We start from the raw sequence: 24587 nt of genomic DNA, 5'->3' as shown, positions 1-24587 counted from the left end.
CGACTCCTTATCAATATGGAAATAAAGAAATTGTCAATTGCTGCAGTATTGCTACTATTTTCAATCACCTTATCTGCCCAAACCGGCCTTATCGGATGGGCCACCTACAACGACCTTGATCAAAACGGAACAACAGGTGGGGGCAAAGGGGCAATCGTACGAATAAGTACAAAAGAAGAACTTGAAAAATATACAAAGGCTACAGAACCTTATACCATTCTGGTAGACGGATCGCTTTCCGGTTCCGGTTTTGTAGTTGTTGCAAGTGATAAATCTATTATTGGCACCGATAGCGGAGCTGTATTTGACGGATTCGGAATCGATATCAGGAACAGCAGGAATATCGTTATCCGTAACCTGACAATAAAAAATGCAAAGCCCGATGCAATTGCTATGAGAAATACGCACCACGTTTGGGTAGATCACTGCGATCTGTCGAAGTCGTCGGATGGCCTGCTCGATTTTACGCATGGGTCAGATTACCTTACCGTTTCCTGGACTATATTTCATGACCACGATAAAGTTGCTCTGGCGAATGGAGGGTCACAGGAGTTTAGCGATGTGGGCAAAAACAAAGTTACGTACCACCATAACTGGTTTTATAATACGGTTCAGCGTAACCCGCGTATAGGCTACGGGCTGGGGCATGTATTTAACAATTATTATGAAAATCTATCTTCCTATTGTATAGGATACCATACCGGTGCCAGTGTGCTCGTGGAGAATAACTACTTTTATCGAACGGGCAAGCCTTTGCAACAAATGTACACCTCGGTGCCTACAGCAGCCAATTATGCCGACGCAAAAGAAGTTGGAAATATTTTTGACAGTACCTCAGGAAATACGAAGGGTACAGGAATATCATTCAATCCTGAACTATATTACAATTATAGATTTGCGTTGGAAAATGCCAGGGCCGTTCCCCTGGTTGTAAAGAAATATGCCGGGCCAAAACCCGGTATTGAAAACGAGCTTATGCCCTTGCCGTCAAATGGATCAATAAATATTTGTAGTACAACTTATAAAATGTGTTGGTCGAACCTGGATAGCGTAACATCATGGGAAGTATATTTCGGCAAGAGTGCGGCATCGCTTACAAAAACAGTCACCCATGAACGGTTTTTCATGCCGGGTAAATTAAAACCCAATACGGAATATTTCTGGAAGGTAGTTGCCATCAGGCCTCACGGAAAGTTGGAAGGTCAACTGTGGAAATTCAAAACTGCTATGACGAAGGTTTCAAATCCTTTTCCTGCGAATGGTGAGTTACATGTTAAATTACGTCAGGTAAAAACCGAGTCGACCTGTATTCCGTTGGAATTAAAGTGGGTTCCCGGCATAGCGGTAAAAAAATACAAAGTTTATTTGGGAAAAACGCCACGGCTTACAGAGACAGATTACAAAGGTGAGGCAACAGCCCCTGTTTTTGCTCCAGGCCCGCTTCAATATGGGGTAAAATATTATTGGCGTGTTAACACTGTTTTAGAAAATGGTGCGGTGATAAAGGGCGATATATGGAATTTCAGTTCTGATATTGCATATGCAAAGGAGGGTGTTACGGAAGCTGAAAATATGATTTTAAATGGTAGAGCTTTTGTTGAAACACAGGATGGCGCCTGGTTTACCGCTTCCAATAAAAAGGTTGTATCGGGAGAAGCCGGGCCGGGTACGATGAGCAGCATTTGGGCCGGGCCGGATGCTGTATGTACTATTTCAATTTCTTACTATGATGAAAGCGATGGTAAGGGGTGGTATGGCTTTTTTGTAAATGAAAAAAAGATAGATGAATGGTTTGCTGCTGATAACACCAATGCGATAATTGAACATACTATCAAAAATGTTCAACTGCACAAAGGGGATGAGCTAAGAATAGAATTTTATACAAATAAGGGGGAGCTTAATCGTACCGACCTGATAAAAATAATTCCGGTAAAATAGATATTTTGAAAATGTCTTTATGACAATTTTCTTTAATTATTGCACACCTTTTGAAGCGAAATTCCGTCTGATAGCTGGTATTTTGGTCCATGAGTTATAATTGCTTCAGGGATCATCGACCTGCCGGAAGGTAGGTAGGGAAACGGTAACTATTTCCCGTATATCCCGAAAACTATACCTTTATCATTATATTTATGCACGTGAATAATCGCTTTCAATTCATATTGTTGGTAACGGTTGTGAGCCTGTTTTCATCATTGTATGCACAGGCACAGCCATTTTCCCTATGGTATAAACATCCTGCAGATGCCTGGACCGACGCCCTGCCGCTCGGCAATGGCCGCCTTGGCGCCATGGTATTCGGCGGTGTGAAAGATGAGCATTTGCAATTGAATGAGACTACCCTATGGAGCGGCGGTCCCAGGGAATATGCCCGCACCGGTGCTGTGAAATACCTGCAACCTATTCGCCAGTTGCTGGCCGAAGGCAAACAAAAAGAAGCGGAGGAAATGGGTGAGAAGTATTTCATGGGACTGAAAGACCCCGACGACAGTTCCTACAATATTCAAAAACAGCACTGGTTTACATCGGTAAGGGCCAACGAAAAACCGGCGGCTGCCGATTTCGATGACAACAACTGGCCCACCTTGCTACTGCCTACACCGGAAGGGTGGGAACGTGCCGGACTAATGGGTATCGATGGCGCCTTATGGTTCCGCACCAGTTTTAACGTGCCGGCAAAATGGCTGGGGAAGAACCTTGTACTTGATATAGGCAAGATCCGAGATATCGATTTCACTTACGTGAACGGTAGGCTCGTCGGTTCCGATGATGATATAAATAAAAGAAGAAAATACATTATTCCAGCTTCGCTTTTAAAAGAGGGAAAGAATTCAGTGGCAATACAAGTCATAAATTTTTATGATAAAGGCGGGTTGGTAGGGGTAAAAAGTGGCGCCCGTATTTTCACAGTATACCCGGAAGGAGGTGACGTAGATTCCGTAGCGCTTGATAAAATCTGGAAATATTATATCCAGGACGACAACCCGCCGGCTATGCCCCGTTACCAGGCCGATTACCAGCCCTTCGCTGACCTGTATTTTCGTTTCGGGCATGGGAATGATGTTACCAATTATCATCGTTCATTGAACCTCGATAGCGCCCTGGCAAAAGTTTCCTATACAGCAGAAGGCATTAACTATAACCGCGAATACTTTATCAGCGCGCCCCATCAAAGCGTTGTGGCGCATTTTACTGCCGGTAAACGCGGCGCTTTGTCGTTACAGGCTGTTCTGGGTACTGCGCATAAAAAATATGTCGTAAAGAAGATCGATGACAGAACGCTTTCCATTTCATTACAGGTAGGAAATGGCGTATTGAAAGGGGTGGGTTACCTGTATGCAATGGCAACAGATGGCAAACTAGCGGTCAATGACACATCTATTACCCTGAAAAATGCCACAGCGGCCAGTTTTGTTTTTGTAGCTGCTACCAGTTTTAAAAGTTATAAAGATGTGTCCGCCGATCCTGTAGCGGCATGTAAAGCGGCGTTGGCGCGCAATAAGAATATTTCATACAACACGCTGAAAGCGGCGCATGTGAAAGATTACCGCCGGTTGTTCAGTACATTTAGTTTTACCGTTCCTGCCGGAAAAAATACGGAGCTGCCGACGAATGAACGCATCCGCCATTTCAATATGCAGGACGATCCTGCGCTGGTATCCCTGTTTGTAATGTACAGCCGGTACCTGCTGATCGCTTCTTCCCGACCGGGCGGTCAACCTGCCAACCTGCAGGGCATCTGGAACGACCTGCTTACGCCGCCATGGGGCAGTAAGTATACGACCAATATCAATCTCGAAATGAATTACTGGCCGGCGGAAGTACTGAACCTGTCTTCGTGTACGCAGCCTTTGTTTCAAATGATAAATGAACTGGCTGTTGCCGGAAAGAAAACCGCGCAACAGCATTATGGCGCACCGGGCTGGGTATTGCACCACAATACCGATCTGTGGCGGGGCACCGCGCCCATCAATGCCAGTAACCATGGCATTTGGGTTACCGGCGGCGCCTGGTTGTGCCTGCATATTTGGGAGCATTTCCTGTTTACGCAGGATACGGCTTTCCTGCGCTCGCAATATCCTAACATGCTGGCCGCAGCGCAGTTCTTCGAAAAGTTCCTGGTAAAAGACCCCCAAACCGGTTATCTTATCAGCACGCCTTCCAATTCACCCGAGCAGGGCGGGTTAGTGGCCGGCCCTACCATGGACCACCAGATCATTCGTGAGCTGTTCAGGAATACGATCGCAGCGGCTGTGGTGTTGAAAAAAGATGCGGCCTTTATGCAAAAGCTGCATACGCTTATTCCGCAAATTGCGCCAAACAAAATTGGCAAACACAACCAGTTGCAGGAGTGGATGGAAGACGTTGATGATGTAAGGAACCAGCACCGGCACATTTCTCATTTGTGGGGTGTGTTCCCCGGTGCCGATATTACCTGGAAAGATTCGGCCCTGATGAAAGCGGCGCGTCAGTCGCTCATCTATCGCGGCGATGGCGGTACCGGCTGGAGCCTCGCCTGGAAAGTGAACGTATGGGCCCGGTTTAAAGATGGCGATCATTCGCTGCTGATGATAAAGAACCTGTTCACCCCGGCCATCGATGACCGCGGGCGTGAACATGGCGGTGTTTATAATAACCTGTTCGATGCGCATCCGCCTTTCCAGATCGATGGCAATTTTGGCGGCGCCTCAGGTATTGCCGAATGGCTGGTGCAAAGCCATGACGGGGTTATTGAACTGTTGCCTGCATTGCCTTCCGAATTACCCGATGGGGAAGTAAAAGGCATTTGCGCCCGCGGCGGTTTTGTGCTCGATCTGAAATGGCAGCAGGGAAAATTACAAACTGTTAAAATATTTTCTAAATCAGGCAACACCTGTAAGCTGAAATACGGATCGAACGTATCTACGTTGCCAACTGCGAAGAATGCCACCTACTCATGTGAGGTGCGTGATGGAAAATTGAACAGTTGGACTGCTTCTTTTCCGGCGCAGATGCTGAAAGGCCGTGGTAAGAAGTAAGTGAGTATTACCCGTAGTAATTAAAATAAAAATAATGGTTCGAAACGCTATAAAAAATATTCTTTTTTTCTCTACCGTATTGTGTACCCTGCATGCATCCGCGCAGCGGTCTTCACTCCCCCCTTCAGGGGGGCAGGAGGGGCGTGGTGGCGCCGTGGTGCCGGCTGTTCGGGTGAACCTTTCTCTCAACGATAATTGGCATAGCATCGCCAACGATACCAATCAACAGGCATACGAAGGGTTCGAGAACCCTTCATTCAACACAACCGGCTGGCAGGCCGTAAACGTTCCCCACAACTGGGATGCGTATGAAGGCTACCGGCGCCTGCATCATGGCAACCGCCATGGCTATGCCTGGTACCGCAGAACATTTACGGTAGCAAAAAAAGAAAAAGACAAACGCTATTTCCTGTGGTTTGAAGGCGTGGGTTCTTTTGCCACCGTTTGGGTAAATGGTAAAAAAGCAGGTGCGCATGCCGGTGGCAGAACCACGTTTACGCTCGATGTTACCGATCTCATCGTCGATAATAATAAGCCCAACCTGTTGGCCGTTCGCGCCGATCATCCCGCCAATATCAACACCCTGCCCTGGGTTTGCGGCGGCTGTTCCGATGAACGCGGTTTTAGCGAAGGTTCCCAACCAATGGGTATCTTCCGCCCGGTGCATTTGATCACTACCAATGCCATCCGGGTAGAACCGTTTGGCGTACATATCTGGAATGACCCGGCGGTGTCGGAAAAAGCTGCGTTGCTGCACCTGGCAACAACGGTGAAAAACTATAGCGACAAACCCGTCAATATTACCATCAGGCAACGGCTGCTGAATAAGGCGAAGAAACCGGTTGTACAGGCCATTGCTAACAATACCCTGCAACCGGGTATTGCCGTTGAAACAAAACAACAGTTGCCGGAAATAAAAACACCGCATTTGTGGTCGTTGGAAGATCCCTATTGTTACACCCTGGTAACCGAGGTAGTGCAGAACGGAAAAGTGGTTGATGTTACGGAGACGCCTTATGGCATTCGCTGGATAAGCTGGCCGGTAGGCAAACCGGGTGGACGGTTTTACCTGAACGGAAAACCGGTCTTCATCAATGGTGTTGCCGAGTATGAACACCTGATGGGCGCCAGTCACGCATTCAGCGATGAGGCCGTTCGCGCCCGGGTACAACAAATAAAAGCGGTTGGTTTCAATGCCTTCCGCGATGCGCACCAGCCGCATAACCTGCGCTATCAATACCTGCTCGATAGTTTGGGCCTGCTTTGGTGGACCCAGCTCTCCGCCCACGTATGGTACAATACGCCGGAGTTTAAAAGCAACTTTAAAACATTACTGAAAGAATGGGTGATAGAACGCCGGAACAGTCCCTCCCTCGTATTATGGGGTTTGCAGAATGAAAGCAAGATCCCCGAAGATTTTGCAAGGGAATGCACTGAGCTTATCCGTGAGCTCGATCCCACCACTTCGGCTCAGCGCAAAGTAACCACCTGTAATGGCGGCGAAGGTACCGACTGGGACGTTCCGCAAAACTGGACCGGCACCTATGGCGGCAACCCTGCCACCTATGCCAGCGATGTTATTCGTCAGCAATTGATTGGTGAATACGGCGCCTGGCGTACGCTCGATCTGCATACCGAAGGCGGTTTTGTGCAGAACGGCATATTGAGCGAAGACCGCATGACGCAACTGATGGAAATGAAAGTGCGGCTGGCCGAATCGGTGCGTGACAGCACGTGCGGGCATTTCTTCTGGTTATATACTTCGCACGATAACCCCGGCCGCGTGCAGAGTGGGGAAGGATACCGCGAGCTCGACCGCATAGGGCCCGTTAACTATAAAGGATTATTGACGCCCTGGGAGGAACCGCTCGATGTGTTTTACATGTTCCGCGCCAACTATGCGCCAAAGGAAACGGAACCCATGGTGTATATTGTTTCGCACACCTGGCCCAACCGCTGGACTTCCCCCGGTAAAAAAGACGGCATTGTCGTTTACTCCAATTGCGATGAAGTGGAATTGTTCAATGACCTGAACGGCGCCTCTCTCGGAAGACGCAAACGCAGCGGCGTGGGCACCCATTTTCAATGGGATGGGGTAGATATTAAATACAACGTACTATACGCAACCGGATATGTAAAAGGAAAAAGAGTGGCTTCGGATATTATCGTGTTGAACCACTTGCCAAAGTCCCCGAACTTCTCCAGAATACCGGTTACACTTCCTTCCGCCGAAGGCATGCTGCCTGTATTGGTAGCACCGGCTAAAGACTACAAATACCTGTACCGCGTAAACTGCGGCGGTGCCGGTTATACCGACAGCAAAGGCAATACCTGGCTGGCCGACCGGGAGAAGAAAACACAGGACACCTGGGGCTCCGTTTCCTGGACAAAACAATTTCCCGGTATGCCGGCTTTTTTTGCCAGTCAGCGCTACCGCAACGAACCGGTGCTGCACACCAGCGACTGGCCGTTGTTTCAGCATTTCCGTTATGGACTGCAACAATTACGGTATGAATTTCCCGTGCCTGACGGCGATTACCGGGTGGAGTTATATTTCAGGGAACCCTGGTGGGGTATAGGTGGTTTGAATGCGAAAGGCTGGCGGTTGTTCGATGTGGCCATCAATAATAAAACGGTAATAAAAGATCTCGATATCTGGTCAAAAGCCGGTAACCGGGCATTGAAACAGGTGGTTGATGTGCATGTTACGGGCGGACAACTTACCATTTCCTTCCCGAACACCAAAGTAGGGCAGGCGGTAATTGCGGCCATTGCCATAGCAACAAAAGATAATAAGGTAACCGCTGCGGCGCCTTCACCGGCATTGATCGGGAACCTTTTTTCGTTAGCGGCCAATATGAATGGTAATATAAGAACCTGGCTGAACACGGGTGACCAACCCTATACCACAGATAGTAATAGTGCTTTCACCGCATTGCCACCAACATTATATGGCGCAGAATGGATACAGATGCCCGAAGTTAATAAGGATAACAAAGTAAATGATCATGATTGGGCCTCTATTGTTGTTACTGCAGATGCTGATGTTTTTTTTGCGGTGGATAGCAGTGAACAACTTCCTGTATGGCTGAAAGAGTATGAGGATACAAAGATGACGCTGCAGGTATTGAAAAATGGAAATACCGGTACGTTTAAACTGTATCGTAAACGTTATACGGCAAATTCAAAAATTAAATTAAGCCAGGACGGCGGCAACGGAATGATGTATTCTGTGATTGCGATGCCCGTAACCACCTTACAACCCCCATTCGATCAAAAGCCCACGACCTCAATTAAAATGCCACAGGCCACAACGAATGGCGAAGGAAGCGAACGCCGTTCGTTAAACAAACGCGAAGCGGTCGTATTCACCCAACCCGCCGGTGCGCAGATCGATTTCACCATTACGCCTGGCGTGGCCGATGTATATTCAATTACTTTCCGGTATTCGTATTCGGGCACAGATACCCGTAAAGGAAGCTGGCAGCTGATCGCCGCCGATGGTACGGTAATGAAAACCGAAGCCATGGAATTTACCAATACCCGCGAAGGGAAATGGAATTATTTCACCACCACCACCGGCTCCATGATCAATGCCGGTAAATATACCGTACGCATAACTGCTGTAGATGCGGAAGGTGTTGCGGTGGGCGGGTTGGATGTACAGTAGTCAGCAAATGTTACATAAAAGTCATCCGCTAAGTTTGTGGGGCTGACCATTAAGGGCTCCTGTTCGGTAAGTGTTGGCGCCAGAAGGTCGTTAAACGATTTTCAGCGCTTACGAACCTTTTGGTACGCATATATTTGCATATTGGAAATATTTAGTACACGGCTAGCAGATTATATTCTCCGGTAAAAATTATTTTTATATTAAAGTCCTTTTTAATTGAATAAAAGGTATATTCTTCATTTCGATGATCAATATCTGTAGAAAAATTCTCGTCGATTTTTAAATCATAGATAATTTTTTCAATAGAGTCTTTAAAACTGCTGTTTTTACTCTTTATTACGATATAATCTTGTTTAAGTTCGGTTATGCTTTTGGGTAGAAGATGGTTGTCTGTTGTAGCTGAAAGATATATCGATGATTTGGTAGCATCATTAAAAAAATAGCTTTTTTCGGTGTTCCCATTTTTTTCGTAACCTTGCCTTTTCAGGTAATCTTCTATTGAAAAGTAATGACCTTTTATATAATCAACCATTTCGATCAATGGTATTCCATCCAGATCTAGTGAATCTGTAATTTTTGAAACGGTCTGCGCCTTATTTGAATGGGGATAAGCAAGAAAAAAAAGTAACAGAATGAAGTAAATACCCTGGACAGGTTTCATAATGATAAAGTTTAGTGGTGTGATGCGAAAAATATTCCTCTGGAAATAGAAGCAATTGATTTGATAATCTTTTTCAAAAATCTGTATTTGAAATCAATCTGACAAGTAAAATCTGATAACTGTGAAGAATTAGCTGAAAAGCGTGTCGTTTCGGCAAATAAGTGTGCATTAAGAGGCCGGTAAAATAGAGGCTAACGGCGGTGTATGTACTATAGTGTTAAATAGAAATTACTCATATTAGCTATTTCTATTATAGTTTCCAGGGTGTGCCACACTTTTTCCGGTGACGTAAAATAATTGTGGCACAACGGTGGCGGGCAACCCGGTGCCTGTGTATCCCCGGCAACGGGTAACGGTAACCTGCAACCTGCCGGCAATTAATCGGCCGTCCCGGAACTGTGAACTATGAACTATGAACTATGAACTGTAAACAGCTACTTTTTATTCACAGTCAAACTATTCAGATAGATCTCCAAATTAGTATACCCGCTAGCTGTTACCCCATTCCTGTCCCCCGCAATGGTAGGGCTTAACCTGTTGTTCTTTTCATATTCATCGGGCATGCCGTCTTCATCTGTATCGGCGGGTACGGTACCCTGTTTGTATTCGGCCCAGCCATCTACAGCGGCCGGACTGTCAATAATACCCGCCTTGCCGTAAACGCCTTTGCCGCTGGCAATTTTATGTTGCACCTCGTATATGATCCGCGCATCGGTAGCATCGCGTTTAGGCAGCGTTGCGCCGGCCCCGGCCAGTACCGATTTATAGGCTTCTTTTGCTATCTGGTTGTTACGGATCCGCATCACCGCAAATACCGTATCGGACTTCGCCTCACTGCGGCTTGCTTCCGGTAGTCTGGAAAGATCTACGCCCAGCCAGTTGTCTTTTGTAAGATCCCTGTTGCCCGCCATGTAGTTGCCGGCAATAAACCATTGTCCAACCCGGTTGTCGGGGTTCTTCGCAAACCAGGCCTGAAGAAATTTAAGCGTATCGGCAGTAGCCGGACCGGGCTGGTAATAATTGTTCACGATGTTTACATGCGAAACACCGCCGGGAATTTTAATATCGCCGCCATAACAGGCATTGGTGCTGCCCCAGTTGTAAACGACGTTATTGCGGTAATCGACAATGGCAACGGTGTCGTGCGCCCTGGCGCCGTTGAACCGCACTACCCGGTTGTTCAAATGCGCAAACAGGTTGTGATGGAAAGATGCGTATTGTCCACCCCAAACGCCGCCGTATGACCGATGGCCTTTATGATGGCCGGCTTCGTACAACCCTTCACTGATAATACACCATTGAATGGTTATGTTCTTTACATCATAAGCCGCTACACATTCTTCATTGGCCCAGCTGAATGAACAATGGTCAATAATGATATCGTGGCAGTTTTCGATGTCGAGCCCATATACGCCCTTGTTATAATTGCTGCCTGGCCGCGACCTGATGTACCGGATAATGATATTTCCATGGTTGCCGCCCTTGTTGGCGCCATTGATGATGAATGAATGACCTTTCAGGCAAATGCCATCACCCGGCGCCGTTTGTCCGGCAATGGTCACGTTCGATCTTTTCAGGATCAGCGGTGAGCTGAGCTCTATGATACCCGAAACCTGGAACACAACGGTAAGCGGTTTTCCGGGGTAAGCGGCCAGCGCCTGGCGTAAACTGCCGGCTCCGTCATTTTGCAAATTGGTCACAATGGCCACTTTGCCGCCGCGGCCACCGGTTGCGTATTTGCCATATCCTTCGGCCCCGGGAAACGCAACCTGCGTTTCCCGGGGAATTGCCAGTTGCCGGGCTTTTGTATTTTTAGCCGCTATTAATATGATCAGCGTAAGAAATATTAACTTAATTGTAGGGTTTGGGAAGCAATTTCTCATGACGGCTTGTTTATTGAGCGCTATTAGGGCAATAAAATTAGTAAATAACTGTCAGACGGTTTAAAAGCCCCGATGGTTGTATAAACGGCATAAAACGTATAAAACCCTGTCAATTGCTTAAATGTATTATTTACGCTTATATCTTTGCTATTCCAATAGGCAATAGACAATAGGCAATAAGCAAGGGAAATTCGCGATTAATAGCGAACCCCGGGAATCGGCAAGCTTGCCAATTGCCAATTGCAGATTGCCAATTGATTTATTTACGCTTATATCTTTGCAAAAATTGACGGGCTATGCCACTTTTTTATGGCCCGCCACATCTTCTCAGGTGTGCCACGTTTACTTTCGAAGCAGCAGAAAAACGTGGCACACCTTTACTGATAAAAACAATGATTTTGAAAAAGATTCCGGCTATTATTTTACTGCAGCTCTGTATAATGACTGCCTCGGCGCAAACTACGCCAAAAGCAGTGCCCGATTCAGTAATGCAACGTGTTTATGAGCAGGTAAAAACTCCCTATAAATATGGTTTGGTGATGGTACCGGCCGATAATGGTAAAAAACTCGATTGCCCCACTGTATTTCGTAAAGGCAACACCTGGTACATGACCTATGTGATCTTCGATGGCCGTGGTTATGAAACCTGGTTGTCTGAAAGCAACGACCTGCTTCACTGGTCAACAAAAGGTAAATTGATGTCTTTGACACATGATTCCACCGCGTGGGATGCACACCAGCGCGCCGGTTATATTGCTTTACAGGATCTGCAATGGGGTGGCAGCTACGCATGGCAGCCTTACAAAAAAAAATACTGGATGTCGTACTTCGGCGGCAACGCCCGTGGTTATGAGGCCGGGTTGTTATCGATAGGTATGGCTTACACTAAAAAAGACCCTTCAAAGCCACATGAGTTTCAGCGTTTGCCTGAACCGGTGCTTACTTCGAAAGACGCCGATGTACGCTGGTGGGAAAATAAAAAACAATTCAAAAGTTCGGTGATCCGGGATGAAAAAAAGCTTACCGGTTATCCCTTCGTGATGTATTATAATGCCAATGGCGACACGGCTGTCGATAACAAGAAAACCCGTTGGTTCGAACGCATTGGCATGGCGGTTTCGAACGATATGGTGAACTGGAAGCGTTTTCAAACAGAACCGGTGATGCATCATCCCGTGGGTATTACCGGCGATGCGGTGATACAGCAAATGGGCGATCTGTACGTGATGTTTTATTTCGGCGCTTTCTGGCACGATCGTAAAGGCGCGTTCAACCGGTTTGCCTGTTCATACGATCTCGTAAACTGGACCGACTGGAAAGGCGATAACCTCATTGAGTCATCAACTCCTTATGATGAGCGGTACGCCCATAAATCATTTGTGGTAAAACACAATGGCGTGGTATATCATTTTTACTGCGGTGTGAATAATAAGGAGCAACGTGGAATTGCGGTAGCTACCTCGAAGGATCTTGGTGTCAGTGAATTGGAATTTGTTAAATGAATGTCGGATATTGAATATCGAATTTCGAATGTTGAATGTCGAATGTTAAAGTGGAATACAGGGAAATGACGGGTTGACGGGTTAACTAGTTGACAGGGGTGATAAAGTTGATAAAGGAAAGGCAAAACCGATGATGTAGAATTTGAGCTGTATTTGTATTTGCTTGCAGCCTAAAGCTTATGGCTTGCAGCGGTTTTCACGTTTCACGATTAAAGTAAGTTAGAATGAAAAAGGTACTCTATATATTATTGGCATTGTTGAGTGGAACTGTAGCTGCACAGCAAGGTTCCCGTACAATCATCGATTTCAACAACGACTGGAAGTTCTGGTTAGGCGATACCGCCATTGCCAAAGAAGAAAGTTATAACGATGGGAACTGGCGGGCGCTGAACCTGCCGCACGACTGGAGCATAGAAGGCGAATTCAGCGAAAAACATCCCGGCACGCCCAACCAGGCCGCATTGCCAACAGGCATTGGCTGGTACCGCAAAACATTTACATTGCCTGCCAACGCAAATGATAAGAAAGTTTATATAGAGTTCGATGGCGTGCATCGCAACAGCGAAGTATGGGTGAATGGCAATTATATAGGCCAACGCGCCAATGGCTATATTTCATTCAGGTATGATATTACACAATACTGCAAACCGGGTACGGCCCAACAGGTAATTGCCGTAAAGGTCGATAATTCAGCGCAGCCCAGTTCACGCTGGTATACCGGTTCGGGCATTTACCGTAATGTGAGGCTGGTGATCACCAATAAAGTGGCTATCGATGAATGGGGAACGTTTATTACCACACCAAATATCAGTGCGCATACCGCAATGGTGCAGATAAAAACAACATTGAATAACGCAACAGCCGATGTGGCAGGAGGGGGCCTGTTTACCGATATTTATGACGCATCGGGAAAACTGGTAAGCAAAGGGTACACCACATTGAATGGGGCGCCGGGCTGGCCCGCAGGTACTTCAACCTATACCTGTTCCGCTGCCATCAATTCGCCTAAGTTGTGGTCTGTTGAAAGTCCTTATTTATATAAAGCGGTAACGAGGGTAGTGGTGAACGGAAAAACTGTCGACGAATATGTAACCCCCTTCGGTATCCGCCATTTTAATTTTGATGTAGATAAAGGCTTTTCATTGAACGGAAAACCAATGAAGATCCTCGGTGTTTGTATGCACCACGATCTGGGTGCGCTCGGCGCTGCCATCAACGTACGCGCCATGGAGCGGCAGTTGCAGCTCCTGAAAGAAATGGGCTGCAATGCCATTCGTACCGCGCATAATCCGCCGGCACCCGAATTCCTCGACCTTTGCGATAAAATGGGTTTTCTGGTAATGGACGAGGCCTTCGATATGTGGAAGAAGAAAAAGAATAAGCACGACTATCATGTCGATTGGGACAAATGGCACAAACAGGATCTCGAAGACATGGTGAAGCGCGACCGCAACCATCCTTCGGTGATCATCTGGAGCATTGGCAACGAGATCCGCGAGCAGTTCGACAGTTCCGGTATTGCCATTACAAAAGAACTGGTGGGCATTGTAAAACAACTCGATACAACAAGGCCGGTAACATCGGCCCTTACAGAAACCGACACAACTAAAAACTTTATTTACCAGGCGAATGCACTCGACATTATGGGCATGAACTATAACCAGCAGATCTATGCCGGTTTCCGCACAAGGTACCCCGGTAAAAAGTTCCTGGCCGCTGAAACCATGTCGGCACTGGCCAGCCGCGGACATTACGATATGCCGTCAGATAGCGTCCGTTTCTGGCCTGTGAAAGGGCAAAAATTTGTGCAGAATGGTAATCCCGATTATACCGTTTCTGCATATGACCATGTAGCCGCGTATTGGGGTTCAACCCATGAACAAACCTGGAAGATCATTAAACAGCATGAGTTTATGTCGGGACTGTTCGTGTGGTCGGGTTTCGATTTTCTTGGCGAGCCTGTGCCCTATCCCTGGCCGGCGCGCAGTTCTTATTATGGTATTATCGACCTGGCCGGTTTTCCAAAGGACGCCTATTATATGTACCAGAGCGAGTGGACCAATAAAACCATGCTGCATGTATTCCCGCACTGGAACTGGACGGCAGGTAAAGAAGTGGATGTATGGGCATATTATAACAATGCCGATGAAGTGGAGTTGTTTCTGAATAACAGATCGTTGGGAGTTAGAAAAAAGCAACCACTTGATCTTCATGTGCAATGGCGGGTAAAATATGAGCCCGGAACATTGAAGGCCATATCGCGCAAAAATGGTAAAATAGTATTGACAAAAGTCATCAATACTGCCGGTGAACCAGCCCGTCTCGAAATAGTGCCAGATAAAAAAATCCTCCATGCCGACGGAAAAGACCTTTCTTTTGTCACCGTTCGGATTGTAGATAAAAACGGGAATTTGGTGCCCGATGCCGACAATAAAATTGAGGTTGAGATCGTTGGCGAAGGTGTTCTGGCCGGCATGGATAATGGGTATCCGGCCAGCATGGAATCGTTTAAAGCTGTATCCCACAAGGCTTACAACGGGTTATGCCTCGCTATCATTCAGGCAAAACCCAAAGCCGGAAATATTAAAGTAATCATAAAATCGCCCGGATTGCCATCTGCTAATATTGTTCTTCAAACACATTAAATGTTTCTATTTACCGGGTAGGGGTGACTAACAAAAAATAGTAAAATATTCCATCAATTTAGTGAAACCTTACATTGTTTACAGGTAGGGTCGCCTGTACCTTTATTACGGTAAATGAATAACAAACAGATAACAATGATTCCGATAAAACTGGTTAAGTGATCCCTGATGATATCCATTGTTTCTGAAGGAATTTTAAACGATTGAGCATATGAAGCGTTTTTGCTTGCCCGGTCTTCCTTATTCGCAATGTATGATATGGCCTTCTTCCCGGCAAAAATTATCACCAGCGCAATATCCGGACAATCAAAAAAACACTCCAGGCGCAATCTACACTAATCAACATGACAGGCTTAGTCCCCACGCTATGAATTTTACTGGTTTGTAAACCGATCCATTGAACTTAAAATTACTGTTTACACGAACGAGGTCTGTTGAATACCGCATTAAACTTAAACGGCTGAATTAATAACGAACGTAATAATAAATGACTTCCGGGCATTGACCGTAAGTTCATCCTTTCAATTTTGCCAAATGAAAAGAACAGGTAGTTTATATGTAATGCTGATGGCGCTAACGGTTTTAATGATGTTGTTATCAGTTACTTTGGTGTTTGCACAGGCGCCTGCCGCGCAAACGCAGGAAGACTATAAAGAGGTAATAAATAAAAGAGCGGCCAAGATCGTTGCAGCGTTACATAGTACTGATAGTGTCTTTAATAAAAAAGTAACTGCAGTGGTAGCCGGTCAGTATCTTTCGCTGGGCCGCATACACGATGAGCGCAATGCAGCAGTAAAAGAAATAAAGTCAAAAGGTGCTGAGTTGACCGCTGATGACAAAGCCGGCATTCAAAAGCTGGAAGCAAAAGCCGACAGGAAACTGGAAAAACTGCACAAGACCTACCTGAAAAAATTATCAGCTCACTGCACTCCACAACAAATTGACGAAATTAAGAATGGGATGACCTATAACGTCCTGAACGTAACTTATACGGCGTATCAGGATATGATCCCCACGTTGACCGAAGAACAAAAAAAGCAGATACTCACCTGGTTAACCGAAGCGCGCGAAAAGGCAATGGATGCCGAATCGTCCGATAAGAAACACGCCTGGTTCGGTAAATACAAGGGCCGCATCAATAATTATTTATCAGCCGCCGGTATAGACATGAAAAAAGAAGAAGCTGCATGGCAACAGCGGATAAAAGAGAGAAAGGCAGCAGCAAAACAAAGTAAATAAGTATCGAACACTAAGTATTTCCCAATAGGCAATACGTATAGTGTTCGACAAACACTTTGTCGGATTGCTTTACACTTATATTGTATGTTATACTCTCAAGACTTAAAAAACACAAAAACATTGCTAAAAAGTTTTCTCAGTCCTAAAAACTAATGCTGTATGAATCTGCAACAAACAAAAAAGATTTCCGTCTCATTTATCCTGCTGTTGCTATTGGCAGTGGGCGCCTTTGCCCAGGTGCGATCAGTGACCGGTCAGGTCAACGACATCGATGGTAAGCCGGTGCCAGGTGTAACTGTAGTGGTTAAAGGCACCGCCGGTAACGTAGTTACCGATGCAAATGGCAGGTACAAGGTGATGGCTACACCCGAACAAACGATTATTTTCACGCACATTTCCTTCGGTATTCAGGAAGCAAAAGTTGGAACGCGTGAATCTATAGATGTAACGTTGTTGAAAGCCGATAACCAGTTGGATGATGTGATTGTAATCGGTTATGGAACCCAAAGGCAAAGGAATGTTACCGGGTCTGTGGTAAACGTTAACCTAAGCAAGCTAACCGATCAGCCCGTGGCCACAATTACAGAAGCTTTGAGAGGCCAGGTGCCGGGCCTGAACGTACAGGGCGGTAGTCAACGTCCCGGCGTTATGCCTTCCCTGAGCATCCGCCAGCAGTTCAATTGGGGTAAAGACGGCGGTGTTACGAATCCGTTGATCATTATAGATGATGTAATACAGGTGGATCCGCAGAATGGTTTGTCATCGATGGACCGTTTTAACCTGCTTGATCTGTCTGAGGTGGAAAGCATTACCGTGCTGCGTGATGCAAGTGCCGCCATTTATGGTTCCCGCGCTTCACAGGGAGCTATTATTGTAAAAACAAAGAGGGGAAAGATCGGTGCGCCGAAGATCAGTTACGGGGGTAAATTCGAAACCATGGATGCTGTCAGCCACGGTAAGGTGATGAATGCTTATGAGTACGGCATTTTTGCCAATCGTTTTGGCCGGGCGCTTGGGTGGAATAATAACTCTTTTTACAGCGATGCTGAACTGGAACGCATGAAATCGTTGAACTATGACTGGCTGGAGAATGACTGGAAAGCGTCTAACGCTATGCAACATTCCCTGACTGTTAGCGGAGGTTCAGAAAGAGCTACCTATTTTATGGGTGGGTCTTATTATTCGCAGGGAGCTAATTTGGGATCGCAGGATTTCAACAGGTATACATTCAGGGCTGGTTCAGAGGTAACCGTTACAAGCGGTCTGAAGTTGTCGGCTACCCTTGGCGCAAACAATTCTGACCTTGAGAAATCTTTTACAAAGATAAATGTCAACGACGGTAGTTATGGAGTAGGGGGAGAGCAAATGGATTATAGCATCTTGCTCCATATGCCCAAATACATTCCGTGGATCTATAACGTTAACGGGGTTGACAGGTATGTGTCTCCTGCCCTGGGCCCTAACAGAACAGGTAATATAAGTGGTAATAATTCTATTTCTAATTCGAACTATTATGCACTGCTGAACAACGGATCAAAAACAACTACAAATAATTTTGGTTATAATGCTAATTTTTCGCTGCAATATGAAATGCCTTTTATTAAAGGTCTGAGTGTGAAAGCGAATTATGCTATCCAATCAAACTCTTCCAAAACAGAGCAGGCGATGATGCCGGTTACATTAGTACAGAACAGAGGTGCAGCTACGCTTGACAGGAAATTATATGATAGCGCAGACTGGTCTGCCCCTACGCTCAATAAGTCCAGTTCCCGGGTTTCTTATGAGACTACTGTTGGAACCACAGAGCAAATTAACTTCTTTGTAAATTATGACCGCTCTTTCGGCGACCATAACGTTTCTGCCGTTTTCTCTGGTGAGCGGTCGAAAAATACATGGGAGCAACAGCGGATGCTTTATGATCAGCCTACTGCCGGTGTGTATAACGGTACTTCTGTTACCGCCGGAACAATAAATCCAGATAATTCCATAACCTATAAACAAGAAAATGGTACCCTTTCATATTTGGGGCGGGTTAGCTACAATTATAAGAGTAAATATCTTTTCCAGTTTGTTTTCCGTCAGGATGCATCATCCCGTTTCGCTCCTGAAAATTATTGGGGTTTCTTCCCAACTGTTTCAGCGGGCTGGGTTATATCAGACGAAAACTGGTTTAGAGACAATGTAAGCTTTGTGAACTTCCTGAAGTTGCGTGGTTCTCTTGGTAAAACAGGTAACGATAACGTAAAGCCCTGGAAATGGATGCAGTTGTATAAAATTGAATCCAGTAGAGGATTGGGTTTTGGCGGCACTACTACCGGCGGTTACTTCGTACCTGGCATTACCCCGGAAGTTGCGCCAAACAGGAATGTTAAATGGGACCGTACCATTCAACGTAACTTAGGTATCGACTTTAGCATTCTGCAAAACCGTCTGTCCGTAAGTGTTGACAAATACCTTAATTCATATAATGACGTGCTTACTGAAATGACCGGAGCGATCGGCGTACCATATACAGTGGGCGGTGGATTTGCAGAACAGAACTATTCAAGTATAAGATCATGGGGTACTGAGATTTCAGTTACCTGGAAAGATAAAATTGCAAATAAGGTCGACTACTCGATCGGCATGAACTTCGGTACCGGCGATAATAAAACTACCAAATACTTCGATCTGCCATTCAAATATCCGGCCGAGATGGAAACGAGGAAAGCAGTTGGTAATTCCGGTTATCCCGGTATCTGGGGTTTTCAAACCTGGAAAAACACCTCAGGCGGCGACGGTATATTGCGTACTGACGAAGATATCGATGCATACTGGGCTTACCTCACTGATAACGCAGCCAAATCTGGTGTGGCCGGTGCTGCACCGAAATACGGCGAAATCTCAACGAAGGCGGGCATGAAAAAAGGTATGATTGCCTACGAAGATGTACGCGGTGCACTTAATTCAACCGATGGTACCTATGCAGGGCCGAACGGGGCCATAGGAATGGGGGATGATAAAGCTCAGGATTGGGTTAGGCTGAAAAAGAACAGCAGGACTTATGCGATCAACACAAATCTGAGTTTTTCCTATAAAGGAATCAGCTTATCAGCCCAAATCGTTACTTCGTGGGGTGGATGGAACCAGATAGATTTCTTAAGAAATAATACCAACAGTACTGCTATGCTGTGGGCGCAGCCAATTATAATGAACGATATATACGATCCGGTAGATAATCCAAATGGTAAATATCCGAATCTTGCATATTATTCAGATTTCGGCGGACTCGATTCAGATGCTGAGTTCTGGAAAGTATCATCTTTCCGTGCATATGTACGTACCCTGAGCATTGGCTATACGCTGCCAAAAAATTGGGTAAGAATGGCACGTCTGGATAATGCCAGATTATACCTCTCTGGTAACAATTTGTGGGATTTCTATAACCCTTATCCCAATAAATACCGCAATATGTATGATGCGCCAAACGTAATTTATCCAACTCTTAGAACATGGGCGCTGGGCGTAAACTTAGGGTTCTAACAAATTTGTTAACTGATTAATTGTTGATATGAAAAAGAAAGTAGCATATTTCCTGTTCTTCGTCGTTGTTGCGGCGACGGCAGGTTGTAATAAAAAGTTTTTGGAAGACATGCAGAGCTATGATAAGTTCGATGAAAGCATGTTTGCCAGCGAAGTGCTGACCGGTTCATATATAGATAGGATGTACCATTTTTATTTTGCATCCTATCGGAATCCAACGCAAACGCTGGTAGGTACTTATGAAAGTAACAGAACCAATAGTACCGATGAGATGGGAGGGAATATGACCAATTTCATTCATCCAAACAGGCAGTTGTTACAAGCTTCACAAGGCGATACCTATTTTGGCGACGCCCTTAGAAGCGCTGTAGATAACAAACCTTATACACGGATACGGTTTGCGAACTTTTTGATCGAGAAAATAGACGAGGGCGTTGGCCAGGCGCTTCCTGAAGAATTCCGAAAAACGTCTAAAGGACAAATGTATTTCTTCCGGGCTCTTCAGTATTATGATCTTGTTCGCGTGTATGGCGGTGTTCCAATTGTATTGGACGTGAATAACGCCAGTGCCGATGATGAGAGCATTAAAATACCACGCGCTAAAACATCTGAGGTTTTCGATCAGATCATAAAGGATCTCGATTCTGCCGTTGCGTTATTACCCATGAGATGGTCGAACGAAAGTGTAAATTATGGCAGATTCAACGGCGCTGCGGCCATGGCAATGAAAAGCCGCGTGCTATTGACCGCCGCAAGCCCCCTGTTCAATCCCAACTGGGATAATCCCGGCGATCAACGCTGGCAAAAAGCGCTCGATGCAGGTCTCGCAGCTGAAACTGCACTGAAAGCCGCCGGTTATGGAAATGCTATCAATTCTGCAAAAGACTGGGCGGAAGTAACTTTTAAGAATGACAATGCATTTAATGGTGAGGGCATCTTTGTTATTCTTAATTCCAACACTGTCACATCATCAACTGGTTTAAGCAATGGCTGGGAAAATACGATCAGGCCTAAAGATCACAATGGCTCCGGAGGTATCTCTGCTCCAAAAGGTATGCTCGACATGTTTCCGCTGGCAGATGGAAGCCGCCCAGTTATAGGAACAAATTATAATGACACGTTCTTTTTTGAAAACAGGGACCCACGTTTCTACCGTACGTTTGCTTTCTCTGGAGCTAAGTGGGGTGTAAAAGGTAATACTAATAAAACCACCTGGCTGTACAGATGGAGAGAAAATGCCACCAAGGCTGCCAGTTATTACGGAAATAACAACACAAATAGTCCGGCCGTTGTTCGTAAAATGTCGAATCCCGCTGCAGACAGCACGAACTTTCCGTTTTCGGGCACAGACATATTCGATTATCGCTATGGTGAGTTATTGTTGAACATTGCAGAGTGTTATGCAGCCAAAGGCGATATTGGTAATTGTCTTACTTATTTAGGCAAAATTCGTAGCCGTGTTGGTATTTCTTCTGCAAACAACTATGGTATAGGAACACCTGCAGACAAGTATGCTGCTTTGGAAGCCTGCCTGTACGAGCGCCGCGTAGAGCTTGCCTATGAAGGCAAACGCTTCTGGGATCTTCAACGCTGGATGTTATATGCCGATGAAGCATCTATTGGCGATAATACAAATCAAAAGCTTGGAATACCCGACCTCAACGGTACCAGCCGTCAGGGTTATTACTGGCAACTGAACACCTTTTCTAAAAACGATCTGTTATCCCCGGCTGACAGAAATATTGCAATAGATCCAGATGCAAGCTCATTCGCTACTGAAATTGCCAAGCTGAAGGCCTTATATCAAAGCAAATTTGTAATGACACCGCTCGACCAAGCTTGGGACAGAGATGGCTCAACACCAGTGACGATTCTGTTCAGACCGAACTATTATGTTTCAGGGTTACATTCGTCGCTTTTATCCAATAACCCATGGATGGTTCAAACCATCGGCTGGCAGGATTATAACGGCGCAATGGGAACTTTCGATTACAAACAATAAGCAGTCAGTAGAAAATAAAAATCATCAGAGGGCATTTCAAAATGCCCTCTGATATTAATAACCGTTAATTTGTACCCTATAAAACTTTTACCATCGATAAAACTGTACTTACAACTTATAACTTACAACTTACAACTCTCTAAGAGTTCTTTAACATACCAGTTCTTACGATCAATTAAATGAAACGTACAACCGGAACAGGCAGTGATATCCGTAACCCATAGTACCAAACTGTAACATTTGATGAAATAATAATAATGGATCTTGTATGCCAACGCCTGGTTGTAAAATGATTGAAATTATACGGTCGTTCAATCGCGTTGCAGTAGTTGATAGCCCCGGCCAAATCAGGAGTGGCTGATGTTAACAAAACGATACAATGCAGATGAATCGTGATAAACGTATAAATGACATGTAAATTATATCTGTCTATTGAGCATTGAGCAGAGCGGGATATTTTATTCCCCGGGGTGCAACCCTGAAATACTAAATATCCGTCTTGTGTTTACATCTTCTCTGCTCAAAATTGCCGGTCCCGTTTAATTGATCTGGAACTATCCATGAAAAACCAACGGAGCAACAATCAGGATCGGCAAAAAAAATTATCACAGCAGGGAGGATATTTTATCCTCCCTGTGTTTTTAAGCAGATACAGGAACGATAAAAAAATATAACGACCTTCCACCTTGTAAAATATTAACGAAACATGAGTGGAAGCGCCCGAAAGAAGACCCGGCCTTACCGTCTTTTTTACACCATGATTTGAAAAAAAAGTAATTGTTGATTATGAAAATGTTTCGCAACCTTCTTTTAGTTTCTGCAGTAGGATTGGCTACACCTGCCATGGCGCAATACCCGAAGATCCCGCAGGATGTTCAGAAATGGGCCGATTCGCTGATGACCGCAGAACGCGCACAATCCGATGCCGCCTGGGCAAAAGCGTTACCCATCATTACACAGGAAGCAAAACAGGGCAAACCCTATATTCCCTGGGCAGCGCGTCCATACGATCTGCCGCAGGCCGGTATCGTGGCTTTCCCCGGTGCAGAGGGTGGCGGCGCCTATAGCTTTGGCGGCCGCGGCGGTAAAGTGCTTGTAGTTACCAGCCTCGACGACAGGGGCCCCGGTACATTCCGCGAAGCATGTGAAACCGGCGGCGCCCGTACTATCGTTTTCAACGTAGCCGGTATCATTCGCCTTAAAACGCCAGTGATCATCCGCGCTCCCTATATTACCATTGCCGGCCAAACGGCGCCCGGCGATGGCGTTTGTATCGCCGGTGAATCGGTTTGGATCAATACCCACGATGTGGTTATCCGTTATATGCGTTTCCGCCGCGGTGAAACCAATGTGGGCCGTCGCGATGACGCCATCGGCGGCAACCCCATCGGTAATATCATGATCGACCACGTTTCTGCCAGCTGGGGGCTCGACGAGAACATGAGTATGTACCGTCATATGTATAACGACAGCACCGGTACGCAGGAACAAAAACTGGGTACGGTGAACATCACCATCCAGAACTCGATCTTCGCTGAAGCGCTCGATACCTATAACCATTCTTTCGGCAGTACCCTCGGCGGCGAAAACTGTACGTTTATGCGCAATATGTGGGCTAACAATACCGGCCGCAATCCTTCCGTAGGCTGGAACGGTACCTTCAACTTCGTGAACAACGTTGTATTCAACTGGATGCACCGTTCGAGCGATGGCGGCGACTACCGCGCTATGTACAACTTCATCAACAACTATTTCAAACCCGGTCCCGTAACGCCAAAGGATAAACCAGTAGGGCACCGCTTCCTGAAACCCGAGAGCGGCCGCAGTAAACTGAAATATAAAGTGTACGGCCGCGCTTATGTGAATGGCAACATCATGGAAGGGTACGATGCCATCACTAAGAACAACTGGGCCGGCGGTGTTCAGGTTGAAGATGAGAAAGATGCCGGTGAATACACCGATTTCATCAAATGGAATGAACCCCTGCCCATGCCCAAAATGACCATCGTATCGGCCAACGAAGCCTTTGCGTATGTTATAAAAAATGCCGGCGCCGCACTGCCTAAACGCGATGCAGTCGATATTCGCATTTCGGAGCAGGTAAGAACAGGAAAGATCGCTTACAAAGAAGGCGTTCCTTTGCCTGAGAAACAATTTGAACATCGTAAATTACCTATCGATTCTTACAAAATGGGTATCATTACCGATCCCGCACAGGTAGGTGGTTATCCTGAATATAAAGGCACACCGTACAAAGACAGCGATAACGACGGTATGCCCGATGATTGGGAAATTAAACATGGGTTGAACCCAAAAAATGCAGCCGACGCTTCGCAGGACAGGAACAAAGACGGGTATACGAACATCGAAGATTTCCTGAACAGTGTTGTGCCAGTGAGCAATGTGAAACCCGGGGTAACCAAAACGGCTAAGAAGTAGAAAGTT

Annotated in this window: 11 protein-coding genes; 9 read left to right on the top strand and 2 right to left on the bottom strand. The window is 45.9% G+C overall.

Annotation, left to right across the window (positions count from 1 at the left end):
- Window positions 1–15 precede the first annotated feature (15 nt).
- The 3 genes from A4R26_RS14685 (at window position 16) to A4R26_RS14675 (ending at window position 8688) form a co-directional block, all read left to right on the top strand.
- A complete protein-coding gene (locus tag A4R26_RS14685; RefSeq protein WP_081164506.1) occupies window positions 16–1938 on the top strand; it encodes a pectate lyase family protein in 1923 nt (640 codons plus the stop codon).
- A 194-nt stretch (window positions 1939–2132) separates the two neighbouring features.
- On the top strand, window positions 2133–5018 hold the full coding sequence (locus A4R26_RS14680; protein WP_081164505.1) for a glycoside hydrolase family 95 protein: 2886 nt from the start codon (window positions 2133–2135) through the stop codon (window positions 5016–5018).
- Window positions 5019–5052: 34 nt separating this feature from the next.
- Window positions 5053–8688, top strand: a complete 3636-nt coding sequence (locus A4R26_RS14675; RefSeq protein WP_081164504.1) for a malectin domain-containing carbohydrate-binding protein — start codon at window positions 5053–5055, stop codon at window positions 8686–8688.
- A gap of 151 nt (window positions 8689–8839) precedes the next feature.
- Here A4R26_RS14675 and A4R26_RS14670 read toward each other — a convergent pair whose 3' ends face one another.
- Window positions 8840–9349, bottom strand: a complete 510-nt coding sequence (locus A4R26_RS14670; protein ID WP_081164503.1) for a hypothetical protein — start codon at window positions 9347–9349, stop codon at window positions 8840–8842.
- Between the two features lie 434 nt (window positions 9350–9783).
- Window positions 9784–11232 (bottom strand): pectate lyase family protein, encoded by a 1449-nt coding sequence (locus A4R26_RS14665; protein ID WP_081164502.1) that lies wholly within the window; start codon window positions 11230–11232, stop codon window positions 9784–9786.
- Window positions 11233–11630: 398 nt separating this feature from the next.
- Here A4R26_RS14665 and A4R26_RS14660 point away from each other — a divergent pair, with 398 nt between their 5' ends.
- The 6 genes from A4R26_RS14660 (at window position 11631) to A4R26_RS14630 (ending at window position 24581) form a co-directional block, all read left to right on the top strand.
- Window positions 11631–12734 carry a glycoside hydrolase family protein gene (locus tag A4R26_RS14660; protein WP_107685842.1) on the top strand — a complete coding sequence of 368 codons (1104 nt, stop codon included), beginning with the start codon at window positions 11631–11633 and terminating at the stop codon, window positions 12732–12734.
- Between the two features lie 224 nt (window positions 12735–12958).
- Window positions 12959–15379 (top strand): beta-galactosidase GalB, encoded by a 2421-nt coding sequence (gene galB / locus A4R26_RS14655; protein WP_081164501.1) that lies wholly within the window; start codon window positions 12959–12961, stop codon window positions 15377–15379.
- Window positions 15380–15913: 534 nt separating this feature from the next.
- On the top strand, window positions 15914–16618 hold the full coding sequence (locus A4R26_RS14645; RefSeq protein ID WP_207625751.1) for a DUF3826 domain-containing protein: 705 nt from the start codon (window positions 15914–15916) through the stop codon (window positions 16616–16618).
- A 159-nt stretch (window positions 16619–16777) separates the two neighbouring features.
- Window positions 16778–20140: a SusC/RagA family TonB-linked outer membrane protein gene (locus tag A4R26_RS14640; protein WP_081164498.1), complete on the top strand. Its 3363-nt coding sequence runs from the start codon at window positions 16778–16780 to the stop codon at window positions 20138–20140.
- A 28-nt stretch (window positions 20141–20168) separates the two neighbouring features.
- Window positions 20169–22142, top strand: a complete 1974-nt coding sequence (locus A4R26_RS14635) for a RagB/SusD family nutrient uptake outer membrane protein (RefSeq protein WP_081164497.1) — start codon at window positions 20169–20171, stop codon at window positions 22140–22142.
- Window positions 22143–22928: 786 nt separating this feature from the next.
- Window positions 22929–24581 carry a polysaccharide lyase gene (locus A4R26_RS14630; protein WP_081164496.1) on the top strand — a complete coding sequence of 551 codons (1653 nt, stop codon included), beginning with the start codon at window positions 22929–22931 and terminating at the stop codon, window positions 24579–24581.
- Window positions 24582–24587 lie beyond the last annotated feature (6 nt).

Origin of the sequence: Niastella populi, assembly GCF_002078015.1 — a bacterium.
GTDB lineage: Bacteria > Bacteroidota > Bacteroidia > Chitinophagales > Chitinophagaceae > Niastella > Niastella populi.
This window is presented reverse-complemented; position numbering and strand designations above follow the sequence as displayed.